We start from the raw sequence: 15,142 nt of genomic DNA on the forward strand, positions 1-15,142 counted from the left end.
TCGATCTTGCCACGCTCCACCACAGACAACCGCGTCCCGACCATGAGCAGAATCCTTCCGGATCAGCCCGTTGCATCCACCGGTAGACCACGCCACCGTTTTCGCCTGATTTCGAGCGTACTCGGCGGTTACTACGGGGCGCTGAGGATGAGGGGGCCGGAGTCGGTGATGGCGATGGTGTGCTCGGAGTGGGCGCCGCGCGAGCCGTCGGCGGAGCGGAGCGTCCAGCCGTCCGGGTCGGTGAAGATCTTGTCGGTGGTCTCCAGGAACCACGGCTCGATCGCGATGACCAGGCCGGGGCGCAGCGGGAAGCCGCGTCCGGCGCGGCCGTCGTTCGGGATGTGCGGGTCGCCGTGCATCGTGCGGCCGACGCCGTGGCCGCCGAACTGCGTGTTCACCGAGTACCCCTCGGCGTGCGCCACGGCCGCGATCGCGGCCGAGATGTCGCCCACCTTGCCCCCGGGCCGTGCGGCCGCGATGCCCGCGGTGAGGGCCCGGCGGGTCGTGTCGATGAGCCGGAGGTCCTCGTCGCGCGCCGACCCGACCACGATGCTGACCGCCGAGTCGGCCACCCAGCCGTCGACGCTCGCCGCGAAGTCCAGGCTGAGCAGGTCGCCGTCGCGTAGCCGGTAGTCGTGAGGAAGGCCGTGCAGCACGGCGTCGTTGACGGAGGTGCAGATCACCTTGCCGAACGGGCTCGCGCCGAACGACGGGTGGTAGTCGATGTAGCAGGACTCCGCGCCGCGGCTTCGGATCAGGTCGTGCGCGATCCGGTCCAGCTCCAGCAGGTTGACGCCGACCTTCGCCGCCGCGGCCGTCTCGGCGAGGACCTCCGCGACGAACCGGCCGGCCGGTCGCATCTGCTCGATCTCGGCGGGGGTCCTCAGCTCGATCACGGGACGTTCTCCTTCTGTGGTGTGACTGCGTCCAGTCTTCCATGCGGCGCGGTCCGGAGTCCGCCCACGGCGAACCGGCAGCCACCGCACAGCCGCGCGACGTTACGCTGGCCGCATGTTCATCCGCAAGGTGTTCTACTGGTGGCTCTTCCCGTCCGCCGTGGTGCTGCCGATCTGGCTCCTGATCGGCTGGGCCGCGTTCCACCAGGGCAGCGGCTGGACGTTCCTCGGGCTGCTGGTGCTGTGCCCGATCCTCTTCGTCGCGCTGCTCGCGATCGGCGGCATCGTGATGGCGCGCAGGAGCGTCAGGGAGACCCGCGCGGTCTCCTGGTACGACACCGGCCTCCTCGCCGGCTGGAGCGCCTCCATCATCGCCTTCGGGTTCTTCCCGCCCGGCGCCACCGGCTGGCTCGCCGTGCTCGGCGTGCTGTTCTTCCTCGCGACGTTCTGGGTCGGGCTGTGGGAGCTGGTGACCGAGGCGCGCGACCGGGTGGCGGTCACCTTCGCCGCCTACCAGCAGGCCGCGCAGCCGCAGCAGGTGCCGCGGCCGTCCAGCCCCGTGGTGGACGACGCGGACGTGATCGTCATCGAAGAGCACCGCGAGGACTGACCTCCGCGCCGTCGGCGCCCGGCGCGCTTTGGCAATAGGGCCCTGAGCGTGGCAGAATGGTTGTTCGTGCCGCCGCCCGGCTCTGCCGCAGGGGAGCCAGCAAATCGAGCGTGCACACCCAATCGAATCCCGGCCGTCCGCCGTGCGCATCGCGCATCCGTACGACGGCCCCGAATCCGTCCCCGACCTGCAGGCGGGTACAGAGAGCGAACAGCAATGCACATCCTCGATCAGGTGGACGCCGCGTCCCTCAAGTCGGACATCCCCGCGTTCCGTGCCGGCGACACCGTCAAGGTGCACGTCAACATCATCGAGGGCACCCGCTCTCGTATCCAGGTCTTCCAGGGCGTCGTCATCGGCCGCTCGGGCGAAGGCGTCCGCGAGACCTTCACGGTCCGCAAGGTCAGCTTCCAGGTCGGCGTCGAGCGCACCTTCCCGGTGCACTCGCCGGTCATCGACCACATCGAGGTCGTCACCCGCGGTGACGTCCGTCGCGCCAAGCTGTACTACCTCCGCGAGCTGCGCGGCAAGAAGGCGAAGATCAAGGAGAAGCGCGACAACTGAGCGTTTCGCGCGCGACTCTTCCTGAGCTCCCGGTCCTACACTGGACCGGGAGCTCAGGCGGTTAACGAGCCAGGCAGGGTGGATGACGGACGAGACACTGCCCACGCGGCCCGAACGCGTGGCGCGGCGAGAGCGCGGCAGGCGCAGCGGCCTGCTGTTCGCGCAGGACGTGCTGGTCGTGGTGGTGATCGCGCTGCTCGTGGCCTTCCTGGTGAAGACCTTCGTGGTGCGCTCGTTCTACATCCCCTCCGGATCGATGGAGAACACCCTCCAGATCAACGACAAGATCCTCGTGAACGAGCTGCAGCCGTCGCTGTTCCCGCTGAGCCGTGGTGATGTCGTGGTGTTCCGGGATCCGGGAGGCTGGCTCCCGAAGTCTCCGCCGGTCGTGCGCAACCCGCTGGCCCAGGCGGCCGACACCGCGCTGACGTTCGTCGGGCTGTCCGCCTCCGACAGCGACGACCACCTCGTGAAACGGCTCATCGGCCTGCCGGGCGACCACGTGGTGTGCTGCGACGCCGCAGGCCGGATCACCGTCAACGGCACCGCGATCCACGAGCCGTACATCGTGGTCCCGCCGGGCCAGAAGGACGCCGCGACGCTCGCCTTCGACGTGACGGTCCCGAAGGGGCGGATCTGGGTCATGGGCGACAACCGCTACGACTCGCAGGACTCCTCCCGCAACCAGGCGCTCCCCGGCCGCGGCTTCGTCCCGCTCGACCACGTCGTCGGACGGGCCTCCGTGATCAGCTGGCCGGTCAGCAGATGGACGTGGTTGGACGACTATCCTGATGTCTTCAGAGGCGTGGAGGAGAAGAAGGAATGATGACCCCGGTCTCGCCGTCGCTGCGCTTCGAGAAGGCGCTCTACCGCGACGGCGTCACCTCCATCGTTGCCGTCGACGAGGTCGGCCGCGGGGCACTGGCCGGCCCGGTGGCGGTCGGCATGGTGGTCATCGACACCGCGGTCAAGCGCATCCCGCCCGGGCTGCGCGACTCCAAACTGCTGCCCGAACCGGTGCGCGAGTCGCTCGAGCCCGCCTGCCGGCGCTGGTCGCTGTTCCACGCCGTCGGGATGGCCTCCGCCGCGGAGGTCGACTCGCTCGGCATCATGCGCTGCCTGGGCCTCGCCGGCGCCCGCGCCCTTGCGATGCTGGAGGATCAGGGTGCGCAGGTGCGGGACAGCACGCTGATCCTGGACGGCAACTACGACTACCTCAATCCGGCGCTGATGCGCCCGGCTCGCGTCGTCACGCGGATCAAGGCCGACCGCGACTGCGCGTCGGTGGCCGCGGCCTCGGTCATCGCGAAGGTGCACCGCGACCGTTTGATGATCGGTCACGACGTGGACTATCCCGGCTACGGCTGGGTGAGCAACAAGGGCTACTCGACCCCGGAGCACTTCGCCGCGATCGCAGAGCTCGGCCCGAGCGCGCTGCACAGGCTGACCTGGCTGAAGGACCTCGCGACCCTCGACATGCCGAGCTGAGTCGGCACGGCTAGACTTGGCGAACGATGGATGAGGACGAGTTCGACGACTACGACCGCGAGGTCGAGCTGGCTTTGTATCGCGAATACCGGGACGTCGTCTCGCAGTTCAAGTACGTGATCGAGACCGAGCGCCGCTTCTACCTGGCGAACGAGGTGGAGTTCGTGCGCCGCGATACGGAGCACGACTTCTATTTCGAGCTGACGATGAACGATGTCTGGGTGTGGGATGTCTACCGCGCCGACCGGTTCGTGAAGTCCGTTCGCGTGCTGACGTTCAAGGACGTGAACATCGAGGAGCTCTCGAGCAAGGAGTTCGAGCTCCCGAAGGAGCTGGCGCTCGACGAGTGAGCTCGTCGTGTTCGTTGTGCTCGTGGTGCTTGTCCTCCACAACGCTCTGAGCTGACGACTTCTCCACAGATTTCGCTCTGCCCGGTTCTGCCGTGTCCCCTCCGACCACGCTGGTCGTGGGAGGAAACATGGCAGAGAAAGACCGTCTGGGTCGTCGCGGCGAGGCCGTCGCGGCGTGCTGGCTGGAGGCGCAGGGCTACGAGATCGTCGCCCGCAACTGGCGCTGCGCGAGCGGGGAGCTCGATCTGATCGCACGCCTCGGACGCGTGACCGCGTTCGTGGAGGTCAAGACCAGGAGCTCGGTCGCGTTCGGGCACCCGTTCGAGGCGATCACGGCGGGGAAGGCGGCACGGCTGCGCCGTCTGGCGGCCGAGTGGTGCCGGGGGCACGGCCCGGTCCGCGGCGAGACGCGCATCGACGCGATCGCCGTGCTCGACGCATGGAGCGCGACGCCGTCGGTGGAGCACCGGGCGGGGGTGGCGTGATGGCGCTCGCACGCACGTTCGCCGTGGCACTGACCGGGGTGCGCGGCGACATCGTGGAGGTGGAGGCCGACATCTCGGCCGGGCTGCCCGCCTTCGTGCTCATCGGGCTGCCGGACGCCGCGCTCGGCGAGTCTCGCAAGCGGGTCTCTGCGGCGGCCGCCAACGCCGGCTGCACGCTCACGCAGCGCAAGCTGACCGTGAACCTGTCGCCGGCCTCCTTGCGCAAGCAGGGCTCCGGCTTCGACCTCGCGATCGCGGTGGCCGCACTGGCGGCCTCCGGCGAGGTCCCCGCCGAGTCGGCTGCTGCGGCCGTCCACGTCGGCGAGCTGGGTCTGGACGGCCGCCTGCGTCCGGTCCCCGGGGTGCTGCCTGCGGTTCTCGCAGCGCGTGATGCCGGCTTCGCGAGAGTCTTGGTGCCGACGGCGAACGCAGAGGAGGCCTTCCTGGTAGACGGGATCGACGTGGTGCCGGTCGCGGGGTTGCGCAGCGCCGCTATCGCGCACGGCGCGGAGCTGGACCCGGTGGAGGAGGAGCCGGTCGCCGTCGCCGCTGAGCCCGGCCCCGCAGCGCTGGAACCGGACATGGCGGACGTGGCCGGCAACGACGACGCGGTCGACGCGTTCGTCGCCGCGGCGGCCGGAGGTCACAACGTGTCGATGATCGGTCCGCCCGGAACGGGCAAGACCATGCTGGCGCGCCGCCTGCCGTCCCTGCTGCCCGACCTCACGCCGGAGCAGGCCATGGAGACGACCTCCATCCGCTCCTTGTCGGGCCGGGGCGTGGGCGGCGGCCTGATCCTGCGGCCGCCGTTCGAGGCCCCGCACCACACCGCGTCGTCCGCCGCTCTCGTCGGCGGCGGCAGCGGACGGCTGGTGCCCGGGGCGATCGCGCGGGCGTCGAACGGCGTGCTGTTCCTGGACGAGGCCGCGGAGTTCCAGCCCAACGTCCTGGACGCCCTCCGCCAGCCTCTGGAGTCCGGCTCGATCGCCGTCGACCGCGCGGCCGCGAGCGCCACGTTCCCCGCCCGCTTCCAGCTCGTCCTCGCCTCCAACCCGTGTCCGTGCGGCCGCTACGGCTCGGCCGACGAGGAGTGCTCGTGCACCCCCGCCGCGCGCCGTCGCTACCTCACGCGCCTCTCCGGCCCGCTCCTCGACCGCGTCGACATCCGCCTCACCGTGCGCCGCTTGGGGTTGGGCGCCCTGAGAACCGCGTCCGACGGCACCGCCCCGTCGCGCGCGAGCCGGGAGCTCCGCCGCGCGGTGGAGAGCGCCCGCGCCGTCGCCCGCGAACGCCTGCACGGCACCGGCTGGACGACGAACTCCCAAGCCGCAGGATCCTGGCTCAGAGCCCCCGAGCGCCAGCTCGCAGCGTCGTCCCGCGCCACCCTCGACCGCTCACTCGAGCGCGGAGCCCTCACGATGCGCGGCTACGACCGCACCCTCCGCCTCGCCTGGACCCTCGCCGACCTCGACGGCGCGGCAAGCCCGACCGGCGAGCACGTGGCACGAGCGCTGTACCTGAGACGAGGTGCGTTCGCATGAAGAGGATCTGGGTCGACCTCATCCGCGAGGAGCGCGAGAACCCGGAGCGCGGGCGCGAAAGGTGGTGCGGCGAGTGTGCGCTGTGGCGGCTGGCGGCCGGCGCAGGGGAGACGGAAGGAGAGACGGAAGGAGAGGGAGAGATGGGGGCGGATTCGGAGGATTCACCCGCATCCACGCCGATCATCCCCGGGGACGCGCGATGAGCGTCGGAACGTTCCCCGGGCTGACGTCTCGGGAGATCGCCTCCCTCCTCGGCAGGGTCTCCACGGGCACGGAGTATCCGGACGAGCCGTCGATGCTCGCGGCCGCTGCGCGGGCCGCCCTGTCGTCCGCGATCGAGCCGGGCGACACCGACGCCGCACTGCTTGTGGGCTCGTTCGGCCCACTGCCGACCCTCGCCGCCGTGATCGGTGACACGTCGCCGCAGGCCGTCCGCGCCGCGCTGCGCGACGCCGGCTCGCCGGCCGTCCTGCCCATCGACCGGCTTCGGGACGCCCTCGACCGATGGCGCGGACGCCTCCCGCGGGCGCCGCTCCAGGCTCCGCTGGAGCGCGCCGCCCACCTCGGCGCGCTGCTCGTGACGCCGGAGCACCCGGCCTGGCCCACCGCCCTCGACAGCCTCGAGCTCGGCGCGCCCCTCACCCTCTGGGTGCGCGGTGACCCCGCGCGGCTGGCCAGCCTCACGCGCTCCATCGCGCTGGTCGGAGCACGCGCAGCCAGCGGCTACGGCGAGCACGTCGCACTGGAGAGCGCGGCCGGCCTGAGCGACCGCGGCTTCGCGATCGTCTCGGGAGGCGCCTACGGCGTCGACGCCGCCGCCCACCGCGCGGCGCTGTCGAGCGGCCAGGTCACCGTCGCATTCCTGGCCGGAGGCGTCGACCGCCTCTACCCGGCCGGGAACGACGACCTCCTGCAGCGCATCGCCCGCACGGGCCTGCTGATGGCCGAGCTCCCACCGGGCTCCACCCCGACGCGCTGGCGCTTCCTGATGCGCAACCGGTTGATCGCCGCCGCGAGCAACGCGACCGTGGTCGTGGAGGCCGGCGCCCGCTCCGGCTCCCTGAACACGGCCGGCCATGCTGCCCAGCTCGGCCGCCCGCTGGGAGCCGTGCCCGGCCCGATCACCTCGCCGGCGTCCGCGGGCTGCCACCGCCTCATCCGCGAGTACGGAGCGATCTGCGTGACCAGTCCCGACGAGATGGCGGAACTGGCCGAGCCGCTGGGAGCGCTCCTCGGCGAGGGGGAGTCAGCCGTGGGGTGACCGATGACCACACGCTGTCGGCCGGAATCCGCCGCCGCCGGTGCGTCCGCGGCCGGGTGGTGGCGCCGATGGCGGATGCTGGGGGAGTGAACCTCCGTCTCGCCGTCGACGGCTACCTGCGCCACCTGGAGGTGGAGCGCGGGTACTCGGCGCAGACGGTGCGGGCCTACCGCTCCGACCTCACCCAGTTCGAGCGGTTCGCCGAATCGCGCGGGGTGACCAGCACGGACGCGCTCACCCTCGATCTGTTCCGGGACTGGCTCTGGGAGGCCGCTCAGCAGCAGCTCGCCCGGGCCACCCTGGCGCGACGATCGGCCGCGGTGCGCGGCTTCAGCGCGTGGAACGCGCGGATCGGGGGCGCTCCTGTGCACCCGGTCGTCCCGGCGACGGGGCCGGACGTCGTCGCCGCGTCGGAAACAGACTCGACCGCCACCGACCCCGCAGCGCGCTTGCGGGCGCCCAAGCCCGACAAGCACCTCCCGCGGGTGATCACCCGGGCGCAGATCGACGGCCTGCTCGACGCGCTCGCGGCTCGGGCGGAGGGCGGGGAGCCGGGGGCGATCCGGGACGTCGCGGTCATCGAGGTGCTGTATGCGGCCGGGATCCGGGTGAGCGAGCTCACCGGCCTGGATGTCGACGACGTCGACCTCGAGCGGCTGACACTGAGAGTCGTCGGCAAGGGGAACAAGGAGCGGGTCGTCCCGTTCGGTGTGCCTGCGCTGCGCGCGATCCGGCGGTACCTCCAGGTCGCACGGCCGGCGCTCGCAGCCGAGGGGTCCGGCCCGGCGCTGCTGCTCGGGGCGCGCGGCGGGCGGCTCGGCACGCGTGCGGTCTACCAGCTGGTCGCGTCGCTGCTCGTCGACCTGCCCGGCGGCGGGCCGGCCGGTCCGCACACCCTGCGTCACACCGCCGCGACGCACCTGCTCGACGGGGGAGCGGACCTGCGGGCGGTCCAGGAGATCCTCGGGCACGCCAGCCTCGGGACCACGCAGATCTACACCCACGTCTCCAGTGAACGGCTCAAGGAGAGCTACCGCCTCGCCCATCCCCGCGCCTGACGGGACGGCCGCGCGCCGCCGCGGGGGAGGCTGCTCCCGGACGCAGCGGCAGCAGCACCGACCGCGGCGGCCGATCGAAGAACAGCAGCGGCGACACGTATTCGCCGTCGACGCGGACGCCGACGTGGAGGCAGGCGCCGGAGCAGTGCGCGCCCTCGCCGACGACGCCGAGCACCATTCCGCGTGTCACCGGGTCGCCCGCAGCCAGACCCTCCGCCACGACGGGCTCATAGGACGAGAGCACGCCTGACCCGTGGTCCAGGGTGAGCACCGGCCGGTCAACGACCACCCCGACGAAGTGCACCGTCGCGTCCGAGGGGGCGGTCACGATCGCGCCGGGCGGCGCCGCGAGGTCGATCCCGCGGTGTCCGGCGGCGTACGGCGAGGGCGGGGCCTCGTAGGCGCGGACCAGCCGGAGCGGTGCGAGCGGCCACGACCATCGCGGCGAGACGCGCAGGGTTGCAGGGGAGGCCGCAACGGTCTCGGGGGAGACGCCGCCTTCCACCATCGAGCGAACGACCCCACCAGCCGGCTCAGCGAGACCACCAAGCCCCACAAACACCGCGATCGGCACCGCCACCACGACAGCGACCCTCGCCGCTCTCGACAAACCCCGCATCCTCCATCACCTCCGCATCCAGCCTCCGCCACCGACCGCCTCCCACCCGCGCCTCCGCCAGATCCGTGTACAACGCGCTCACACCCCCTCCCTGTGGAGGACTCTTCTGCACACGAACGAGTCGGCGTACCCTGACCAGCACGTTCCGCCGTCCTCCTCAGAGGGCGGCGACTCGATGGAGGAGGGGGTCTCATGTCCGATCAGCGCAGCACCGGATCCGATCACGAGGAGGAGAACGTTCCGCAGCCCACGGCGGCGATGCGGCGGAAGGTCGTGGGCCTCGCCGTCGCCGCAGCGATGGGCGGGTTCCTGTTCGGTTTCGACTCCTCGGTCATCAACGGGGCGGTCGACTCCATCCAGCACAATTTCAAGCTCAACGCGTTCGTCACCGGGTTCATCGTCGCCATCGCCCTGCTCGGCTGTGCGCTCGGCGCCTACCTCGCCGGGCGGCTCGCCGACCGGTGGGGCCGCATCCGGGTGATGCTCATCGGCGCGGTCCTGTTCCTCGCCAGCTCGATCGGGGCCGGCCTCTCGGTCTCCGTCTGGGACCTCGGCTTCTGGCGCATCATCGGCGGCCTCGGCATCGGCATCGCGTCCGTGGTGGCGCCGGCGTACATCGCTGAGATCGCGCCCAAGCAGCGCCGCGGCGGCCTCGCCTCGCTCCAGCAGCTCGCCATCACGATCGGTATCTTCGTGGCGCTGCTGTCCGACGCCCTGTTGGCCGGCGCCGCGGGTGCGGCCGCCAACCAGCTCTGGTTCGGGCTGGAGGCCTGGCGGTGGATGTTCCTCGTCGGCGTGATCCCGTCGGTCATCTACGGCATCCTGGCGCTGCGTCTGCCGGAGTCCCCGCGCTATCTGCTGTCCACCGGCCGGCACGACGAGGCGCGGGAGATCTTCGCCACGCTCGTCCCGGAGGAGGACGTCGACCGGCAGGTGCGCGACATCGAGAGCGCGATCAAGGAGGACAAGGACTCCGCCAAGGGCACGCTGCGCGGCAACCGGTTCGGGCTGAAACCCATCGTCTGGATCGGCATCATCCTGTCCGTGTTCCAGCAGTTCGTCGGCATCAACGTGATCTTCTACTACTCCACGACGCTCTGGAAGGCGGTCGGCTTCACCGAGAGTAACTCGCTCTTGATCACCGTGATCACCTCCGTCACCAACGTGGTCGTCACCATCGTGGCGATCCTGCTGGTGGACCGGGTCGGCCGGCGGCCGATCCTGCTCACCGGCTCGGTGGGCATGGCCCTGTCGCTGGGGGTGATGGCGCTCGCGTTCAGCTTCTCCGACAAGGTGAACGGCGCCGTCAGCCTGCCGAACCCGTGGGGGCCGATCGCGCTGGTGGCGGCGAACCTCTTCGTGATCTGCTTCGGCGCCTCCTGGGGCCCACTGGTCTGGGTGCTGCTGGGCGAGATCTTCCCGCCGCGGATCCGCGGCGCTGCGCTCGGCGTGGCCGCCTCCGCGCAGTGGATCGCGAACTTCCTCGTCACGGTCTCCTTCCCGCCGATGTCGGACTTCTCTCTGCCGTTCACGTACGGGATGTACGCGATCTTCGCCGCGCTGTCGTTCTTCTTCGTGTTCTTCAAGGTGCCGGAGACGAACGGGATGGCGCTGGAGCACGCCGAGACGCTGTTCGCCAACGCCGGACGCAGCCGCGGCCCGCAGGTGCGGTCGTCGGGGGACACCGTCCCGCGGCCGTGACGCGGCCCGGCCGGGGCCGGGTTCCTGATAGGATGTCCACTGCACTCCGCATGTCGGAGTGACTACGCGTGTCCGGACGTCCTCGACGAGAACATCATCGATGGGGGCGTGCGCCTCTCCACCGGTCTCCCGCTCATCCACCACGGTCCTCCGTGCGGAGGCGCGGGTGCGGGGAGGTGCGGGGCACCAGGAGCGGCGGCCGATCGGCTTCCGCTGGACAACCGAGAGTCGTGTCCCCGCCGTGAGGCCGGGTGCGCAAGAACAGGAGAACGGCAAATGGCCGTCGTCACCATGCGCCAGCTGCTCGACAGCGGCGTCCACTTCGGACACCAGACCCGCCGCTGGAACCCGAAGATGAAGCGCTTCATCCTCACCGAGCGCTCAGGCAGCTACATCATCGACCTGCAGCAGTCGCTCACCTACATCGACAAGACGTACGAGTTCGTGCGCGAGACGGTCGCCCACGGCGGCACCATCCTCTTCGTCGGCACCAAGAAGCAGGCGCAGCAGGCCATCGCCGAGCAGGCGACCCGCGTGGGCCAGCCCTACGTCAACCAGCGCTGGCTGGGCGGTCTGCTGACCAACTTCCAGACCGTGTCCAAGCGCCTCGCCCGCATGAAGGAGCTCGAGGAGCTCGACTTCGAGGGCACCACCAGCGGCTTCACCAAGAAGGAGCTGCTGATCAAGAAGCGCGAGCTGGACAAGCTCCACAAGTCGCTCGGCGGCATCCGCAACCTGGCCAAGACCCCGAGCGCCATCTGGGTCGTGGACACCAAGAAGGAGCACCTCGCGATCGACGAGGCGAAGAAGCTGGGCATCCCGGTCATCGCCATCCTCGACACGAACTGCGACCCGGACGAGGTCCAGTACCCGATCCCGGGCAACGACGACGCCATCCGCTCCGTCACGCTCCTCACCCGCATCGTCGCCGACGCCGCGGCCGAGGGCCTCATCCAGCGTCACCAGAAGCCGGAAGAGGGCGCCGAGCCCGCCGAGCCGCTCGCCGAGTGGGAGCAGGAGCTCCTCGCCCAGCCGAGCGAAGAGCTCCAGGCCTCCGCCGAGAACGAGAAGGCCGCTGACGCCGACCTCGCCGAGGCCAAGGCGGACTCCGCCGAGGTCGTCGCCGAGGGCGAAGCCGACGCCGAGGCCAAGGCGGACTCCGCCGAGGTCGTCGCCGAGGCCGACGCCGACGCCGAGGCCAAGTAAGCACACTCACACAACTTCGAGTCAGAAGGTTCCACTCAGAACATGGCAAACATCAGCATCGCTGACATCAAGGCCCTGCGCGAGCAGCTCGGCACCGGAATGGTCGACACCAAGAAGGCCCTCGAGGAGGCCGGTGGCGACATCGAGAAGGCGACCGAGATCCTCCGCCTCAAGGGCGCCAAGGGCAACGCGAAGCGCGCCGACCGCTCCACCTCCGAGGGCCTCGTGGCCGCGAAGGAGAACGGCCACGGCGCCGCGACGATGATCGAGCTCGCCTGCGAGACCGACTTCGTCGCGAAGGGCGAGAAGTTCATCGCCCTCGCCGACAAGGTGCTCGACGCGGCCGCCGCCGCGGGCGCCACCACCGTCGAGGAGGCGCTGGCCGCCCCCGCCGGGTCGCAGACCGTCGCCGAGCTCATCGGTGACGAGGCCGCGATCCTCGGCGAGAAGGTGGAGCTCCGCCGCATCGCCGTCGTCTCGGGCGAGAACTTCGCGATCTACCTGCACAAGACCTCCAAGGACCTGCCCCCGCAGGTCGGCGTGGTCGTCGGTTACGCCGGCGCCGACGCGGAGACCGCCCGCAGCATCGCGCAGCACATCTCGTTCGCGAACCCGACCTACCTCACCCGTGAGGACGTCCCGGCCGAAGAGGTCGAGAACGAGCGTCGCATCGTCGAGGAGATCTCGCGCAACGAGGGCAAGCCGGAGGCCGCGCTCCCGAAGATCATCGAGGGTCGCCTCGGCGCCTACTTCAAGCAGGTCGCCCTGCTCGAGCAGGACTACGCCCGCGACAACAAGCAGAACATCGCCCAGGTCCTCAAGGACTCGGGTCTGACTGTCTCGGGCTTCGCCCGCTTCAAGGTCGGCGCCTGACCCAGGCATGAAGGAGTCCGGATCGTGAATCACGATCCGGACTCCTTTTCTGTGTCCGCCTCTCCCTGTTCAGGCACAGCGGGCACGCACTAGCGTTAACGAAACACACGGAAGGACTCCCACACACATGACGGCAGCCACTCACAGACGCAGGGTCCTTCTGAAACTCTCCGGCGAGGCTTTCGGAGGCGGTCAGCTCGGGGTGAACCCCGACATCGTCAGCGGCATCGCGCGCGAGATCGCCCAGGCGGCGGAGGATGTGGAGATCGCGATCGTCGTGGGCGGGGGCAACTTCTTCCGCGGCGCCGAGCTGTCGCAGCGCGGCATGGACCGCGGGCGCGCCGACTACATGGGCATGCTCGGCACCGTGATGAACTCGCTGGCCCTGCAGGACTTCCTGGAGCAAGCGGGCGCGGAGACGCGGGTGCAGTCCGCGATCGCCATGACCCAGGTCGCCGAGCCGTACATCCCGCGCCGCGCCGAGCGCCACCTCGAGAAGGGCCGCGTCGTCATCTTCGGCGCCGGCGCCGGCCTGCCGTACTTCTCGACCGACACCGTCGCCGCCCAGCGCGCCCTGGAGATCAGCGCCGACGTCGTGCTGGTCGCCAAGAACGGCGTGGACGGCATGTACGACTCCGACCCGCGCACCAACCCGGACGCGCGCAAGATCGACCAGATCAGCCACCAGGACGCGCTGACCCAGGGCCTCAAGGCCGTGGACTCCACCGCGCTCAGCCTCTGCATGGACAACGGGATGCCGATGCGCATCTTCGGCATCGAGCCGGCCGGCAATGTCACCGCCGCGCTGCTCGGCGCCGAGATCGGCACCCTGCTCGGCTGACCCGGCGCGGCGGGGCGCCCCGCCATGCACGGGGTGCTCCGCGGCCTGGCCCTAGACTAGACAACGACTCATCGATCTGAAGGAGAAACCGTGATCGCGGATGTGATTTCCGACGCCCGCCAGCGCATGGCCAAGACCGTGGACGCGGCGAGGGACGACTTCGGCACGGTGAGCGCGGGGCGCGCGAACCCGGCCCTCTTCCAGAAGGTGCTCGTCGACTACTACGGCTCGCCGACGCCGCTGGCCCAGCTGGCCGGCCTCCAGAACCCGGAGGCCCGGGTGCTGCTGGTGACGCCGTACGACAAGTCCGCCCTCAAGGAGATCGAGAAGGCGATCGTCAACATGCCGAACCTGTCGGCGAACGTCGGCAACGACGGCGAGATCGTGCGCGTCTCGCTCCCCGAGCTGACCGAGGACCGCCGCAAGGACTTCGTCAAGCTCGTCCGAAGCAAGGGCGAGGACGCCAAGGTCGCCATCCGCAACATCCGCCGCAAGGCGAAGGACGACCTGGACGCGCTCAAGGGCGAGGTCGGCGACGACGAGGTGGCGCGCGGCGAGAAGGAGCTCGAGGCCATCACGCGCACCAACGTCGACGCGGTGGACGACGCCCTCAAGCGCAAGGAAGCCGAGCTCCTCGAGGTCTAGATGAGCGAGGGGAGCAGCCCCGGCGAGCCTCGCACGCCGGCGTCGGGCAGAAGGGGGAAGTCCGCGGCGCGCGCCGAATTGCGCGCGCAGGTGCAGGCGACCCGGGCCGACTTCGAGCGGCAGGTGCTGGCGCGCAAGGCGCAGCTCGACGCGACGAACGAGCGGATCGCCGCCCGCACGGGGCGCAACCTGATCCTGGCCACCCTGATCGGGCTGGTCGCGGGCGCGCTGCTGGTGGTCAGCCTGATCTTCATCAAGGAGCTCTTCCTCGTCTTCGGGGCCGCGATGATCGGCTTCGCCGCCTTCGAGCTCACCCAGGCGTTCCGCGGGGCCGGGAGGCGCGTGCCGCGGACCCCGTCGCTGATCGCGTCGCTCGCGATCGTGCCTGCGACGTTCTGGTTCCACGCCGGCGGCCAGCTCGTCGCGCTGGCGTCGGGGATCGTCCTGGTGGTCGTCTGGCGGCTGGTCGAGGAGGCCGTTCTGCCGGCCAAGCGCGCAGGGGGAGTCGCGCTCTCGCGCGACCTCGCCTGGAGCGTGCTCGTCCAGATGTACGTGACCCTGCTCGGCTCCTTCGCTATCCTGCTGCTGGCGGAGAACGGCGGCGAGTGGTGGGTGCTCGGCTTCCTGATCGTGGTCGTCGCCGTCGACACGGGCGCGTACGCGAGCGGGCTGTCCTTCGGCCGGCACCCGATGGCGCCGACCATCAGCCCCAAGAAGACCTGGGAGGGCTTCGCCGGGGCCGCCGTCGCGGCGATCGTCGCCGGCGTCCTGATCTCGCTGTTCATGATCCATCAGCCGTGGTGGTTCGGGGTGATCTTCGGCGTCGTCGCGCTGCTCACGGCGACCGCGGGCGACCTCTCCGAGTCGCTGATCAAGCGCGATCTGGGCATCAAGGACATGAGCTCCTGGCTGCCTGGGCACGGCGGCTTCCTCGACCGGCTGGACTCCATCCTGCCGTCCGCGGCGGCCACCTACGTGCTGTTCCTCATCTTCTCCTGACAGAA

Annotated in this window: 18 protein-coding genes; 16 read left to right on the forward strand and 2 right to left on the reverse strand. The window is 70.4% G+C overall.

Going from position 1 to position 15,142, the window contains the following annotated elements:
• Positions 1-131 precede the first annotated feature (131 nt).
• Positions 132-896, reverse strand: coding sequence for a type I methionyl aminopeptidase (map, locus tag ACFQ9V_RS11105; RefSeq protein ID WP_382459220.1), 765 nt, complete (start codon positions 894-896; stop codon positions 132-134).
• A gap of 115 nt (positions 897-1,011) precedes the next feature.
• On the opposite strand from map, the gene ACFQ9V_RS11110 reads away from it, so the two are divergent.
• The 10 genes from ACFQ9V_RS11110 (at position 1,012) to ACFQ9V_RS11155 (ending at position 8,253) form a co-directional block, all read left to right on the forward strand.
• Positions 1,012-1,506: a hypothetical protein gene (locus ACFQ9V_RS11110; RefSeq protein WP_382459221.1), complete on the forward strand. Its 495-nt coding sequence runs from the start codon at positions 1,012-1,014 to the stop codon at positions 1,504-1,506.
• Positions 1,507-1,722: 216 nt separating this feature from the next.
• Positions 1,723-2,070 (forward strand): 50S ribosomal protein L19, encoded by a 348-nt coding sequence (gene rplS / locus ACFQ9V_RS11115; protein WP_345839320.1) that lies wholly within the window; start codon positions 1,723-1,725, stop codon positions 2,068-2,070.
• Between the two features lie 82 nt (positions 2,071-2,152).
• A complete protein-coding gene (lepB, locus tag ACFQ9V_RS11120; protein WP_382459222.1) occupies positions 2,153-2,896 on the forward strand; it encodes a signal peptidase I in 744 nt (247 codons plus the stop codon).
• Positions 2,896-3,558, forward strand: a complete 663-nt coding sequence (locus ACFQ9V_RS11125) for a ribonuclease HII (protein ID WP_382459333.1) — start codon at positions 2,896-2,898, stop codon at positions 3,556-3,558. Before lepB ends, ACFQ9V_RS11125 begins: the two co-directional genes overlap by 1 nt.
• Before the next feature lie 26 nt (positions 3,559-3,584).
• Positions 3,585-3,908, forward strand: coding sequence for a DUF2469 family protein (locus ACFQ9V_RS11130; RefSeq protein WP_018190696.1), 324 nt, complete (start codon positions 3,585-3,587; stop codon positions 3,906-3,908).
• A gap of 128 nt (positions 3,909-4,036) precedes the next feature.
• Positions 4,037-4,393: a YraN family protein gene (locus ACFQ9V_RS11135; RefSeq protein WP_382459223.1), complete on the forward strand. Its 357-nt coding sequence runs from the start codon at positions 4,037-4,039 to the stop codon at positions 4,391-4,393.
• On the forward strand, positions 4,393-5,934 hold the full coding sequence (locus tag ACFQ9V_RS11140; protein ID WP_382459224.1) for a YifB family Mg chelatase-like AAA ATPase: 1,542 nt from the start codon (positions 4,393-4,395) through the stop codon (positions 5,932-5,934). Before ACFQ9V_RS11135 ends, ACFQ9V_RS11140 begins: the two co-directional genes overlap by 1 nt.
• A complete protein-coding gene (locus tag ACFQ9V_RS11145) occupies positions 5,931-6,137 on the forward strand; it encodes a hypothetical protein (RefSeq protein ID WP_382459225.1) in 207 nt (68 codons plus the stop codon). The genes ACFQ9V_RS11140 and ACFQ9V_RS11145 overlap by 4 nt, the downstream gene beginning before the upstream one ends.
• Entirely contained in the window at positions 6,134-7,195 is a 1,062-nt protein-coding gene (gene dprA / locus ACFQ9V_RS11150) for a DNA-processing protein DprA (RefSeq protein WP_382459226.1), read from the forward strand. Before ACFQ9V_RS11145 ends, dprA begins: the two co-directional genes overlap by 4 nt.
• 86 nt (positions 7,196-7,281) lie before the next feature.
• A complete protein-coding gene (locus tag ACFQ9V_RS11155) occupies positions 7,282-8,253 on the forward strand; it encodes a tyrosine recombinase XerC (RefSeq protein WP_382459334.1) in 972 nt (323 codons plus the stop codon).
• Here ACFQ9V_RS11155 and ACFQ9V_RS11160 read toward each other — a convergent pair.
• Positions 8,216-8,761: a M23 family metallopeptidase gene (locus tag ACFQ9V_RS11160; protein ID WP_382459227.1), complete on the reverse strand. Its 546-nt coding sequence runs from the start codon at positions 8,759-8,761 to the stop codon at positions 8,216-8,218. The genes ACFQ9V_RS11155 and ACFQ9V_RS11160 overlap by 38 nt on opposite strands.
• A gap of 303 nt (positions 8,762-9,064) precedes the next feature.
• On the opposite strand from ACFQ9V_RS11160, the gene ACFQ9V_RS11165 reads away from it, so the two are divergent.
• The 6 genes from ACFQ9V_RS11165 to ACFQ9V_RS11190 all read left to right on the forward strand — a co-directional run bounded on the left by ACFQ9V_RS11165 (position 9,065) and on the right by ACFQ9V_RS11190 (position 15,137).
• Positions 9,065-10,573 carry a sugar porter family MFS transporter gene (locus ACFQ9V_RS11165; RefSeq protein WP_382459228.1) on the forward strand — a complete coding sequence of 503 codons (1,509 nt, stop codon included), beginning with the start codon at positions 9,065-9,067 and terminating at the stop codon, positions 10,571-10,573.
• Between the two features lie 276 nt (positions 10,574-10,849).
• The gene (gene rpsB / locus ACFQ9V_RS11170) at positions 10,850-11,779 is read left to right on the forward strand and encodes a 30S ribosomal protein S2 (protein WP_382459229.1); all 930 of its coding nucleotides are present in this window, start codon (positions 10,850-10,852) and stop codon (positions 11,777-11,779) included.
• Between the two features lie 42 nt (positions 11,780-11,821).
• Positions 11,822-12,652: a translation elongation factor Ts gene (gene tsf, locus ACFQ9V_RS11175; RefSeq protein ID WP_370052899.1), complete on the forward strand. Its 831-nt coding sequence runs from the start codon at positions 11,822-11,824 to the stop codon at positions 12,650-12,652.
• Positions 12,653-12,779: 127 nt separating this feature from the next.
• Complete coding sequence (gene pyrH, locus ACFQ9V_RS11180; RefSeq protein WP_370052901.1) at positions 12,780-13,493, forward strand: UMP kinase; 714 nt, start codon at positions 12,780-12,782, stop codon at positions 13,491-13,493.
• A 90-nt stretch (positions 13,494-13,583) separates the two neighbouring features.
• A complete protein-coding gene (gene frr / locus ACFQ9V_RS11185; RefSeq protein WP_382459230.1) occupies positions 13,584-14,138 on the forward strand; it encodes a ribosome recycling factor in 555 nt (184 codons plus the stop codon).
• Positions 14,139-15,137, forward strand: coding sequence for a phosphatidate cytidylyltransferase (locus ACFQ9V_RS11190; protein ID WP_382459231.1), 999 nt, complete (start codon positions 14,139-14,141; stop codon positions 15,135-15,137). It abuts the gene before it with no gap.
• The last annotated feature ends 5 nt before the right edge of the window (positions 15,138-15,142 follow it).

Source organism: Leifsonia sp. NPDC056665, assembly GCF_042791795.1.
Lineage (GTDB): Bacteria > Actinomycetota > Actinomycetes > Actinomycetales > Microbacteriaceae > Leifsonia.

Excerpts from the sequence above, each read along its gene's own strand:
- ACFQ9V_RS11110 (WP_382459221.1), top strand. The coding sequence starts at position 1,012 with ATGTTCATCCGCAAGGTGTTCTACTGGTGGCTCTTCCCGTCCGCCGTG.
- rplS (WP_345839320.1), top strand. The coding sequence starts at position 1,723 with ATGCACATCCTCGATCAGGTGGACGCCGCGTCCCTCAAGTCGGACATC.
- lepB (WP_382459222.1), top strand. The coding sequence starts at position 2,153 with ATGACGGACGAGACACTGCCCACGCGGCCCGAACGCGTGGCGCGGCGA.
- ACFQ9V_RS11125 (WP_382459333.1), top strand. The coding sequence starts at position 2,896 with ATGACCCCGGTCTCGCCGTCGCTGCGCTTCGAGAAGGCGCTCTACCGC.
- ACFQ9V_RS11130 (WP_018190696.1), top strand. The coding sequence starts at position 3,585 with ATGGATGAGGACGAGTTCGACGACTACGACCGCGAGGTCGAGCTGGCT.
- ACFQ9V_RS11135 (WP_382459223.1), top strand. The coding sequence starts at position 4,037 with ATGGCAGAGAAAGACCGTCTGGGTCGTCGCGGCGAGGCCGTCGCGGCG.
- ACFQ9V_RS11140 (WP_382459224.1), top strand. The coding sequence starts at position 4,393 with ATGGCGCTCGCACGCACGTTCGCCGTGGCACTGACCGGGGTGCGCGGC.
- ACFQ9V_RS11145 (WP_382459225.1), top strand. The coding sequence starts at position 5,931 with ATGAAGAGGATCTGGGTCGACCTCATCCGCGAGGAGCGCGAGAACCCG.
- dprA (WP_382459226.1), top strand. The coding sequence starts at position 6,134 with ATGAGCGTCGGAACGTTCCCCGGGCTGACGTCTCGGGAGATCGCCTCC.
- ACFQ9V_RS11160 (WP_382459227.1), bottom strand. The coding sequence starts at position 8,761 with ATGGTGGAAGGCGGCGTCTCCCCCGAGACCGTTGCGGCCTCCCCTGCA.
- ACFQ9V_RS11165 (WP_382459228.1), top strand. The coding sequence starts at position 9,065 with ATGTCCGATCAGCGCAGCACCGGATCCGATCACGAGGAGGAGAACGTT.
- rpsB (WP_382459229.1), top strand. The coding sequence starts at position 10,850 with ATGGCCGTCGTCACCATGCGCCAGCTGCTCGACAGCGGCGTCCACTTC.
- tsf (WP_370052899.1), top strand. The coding sequence starts at position 11,822 with ATGGCAAACATCAGCATCGCTGACATCAAGGCCCTGCGCGAGCAGCTC.
- pyrH (WP_370052901.1), top strand. The coding sequence starts at position 12,780 with ATGACGGCAGCCACTCACAGACGCAGGGTCCTTCTGAAACTCTCCGGC.
- ACFQ9V_RS11190 (WP_382459231.1), top strand. The coding sequence starts at position 14,139 with ATGAGCGAGGGGAGCAGCCCCGGCGAGCCTCGCACGCCGGCGTCGGGC.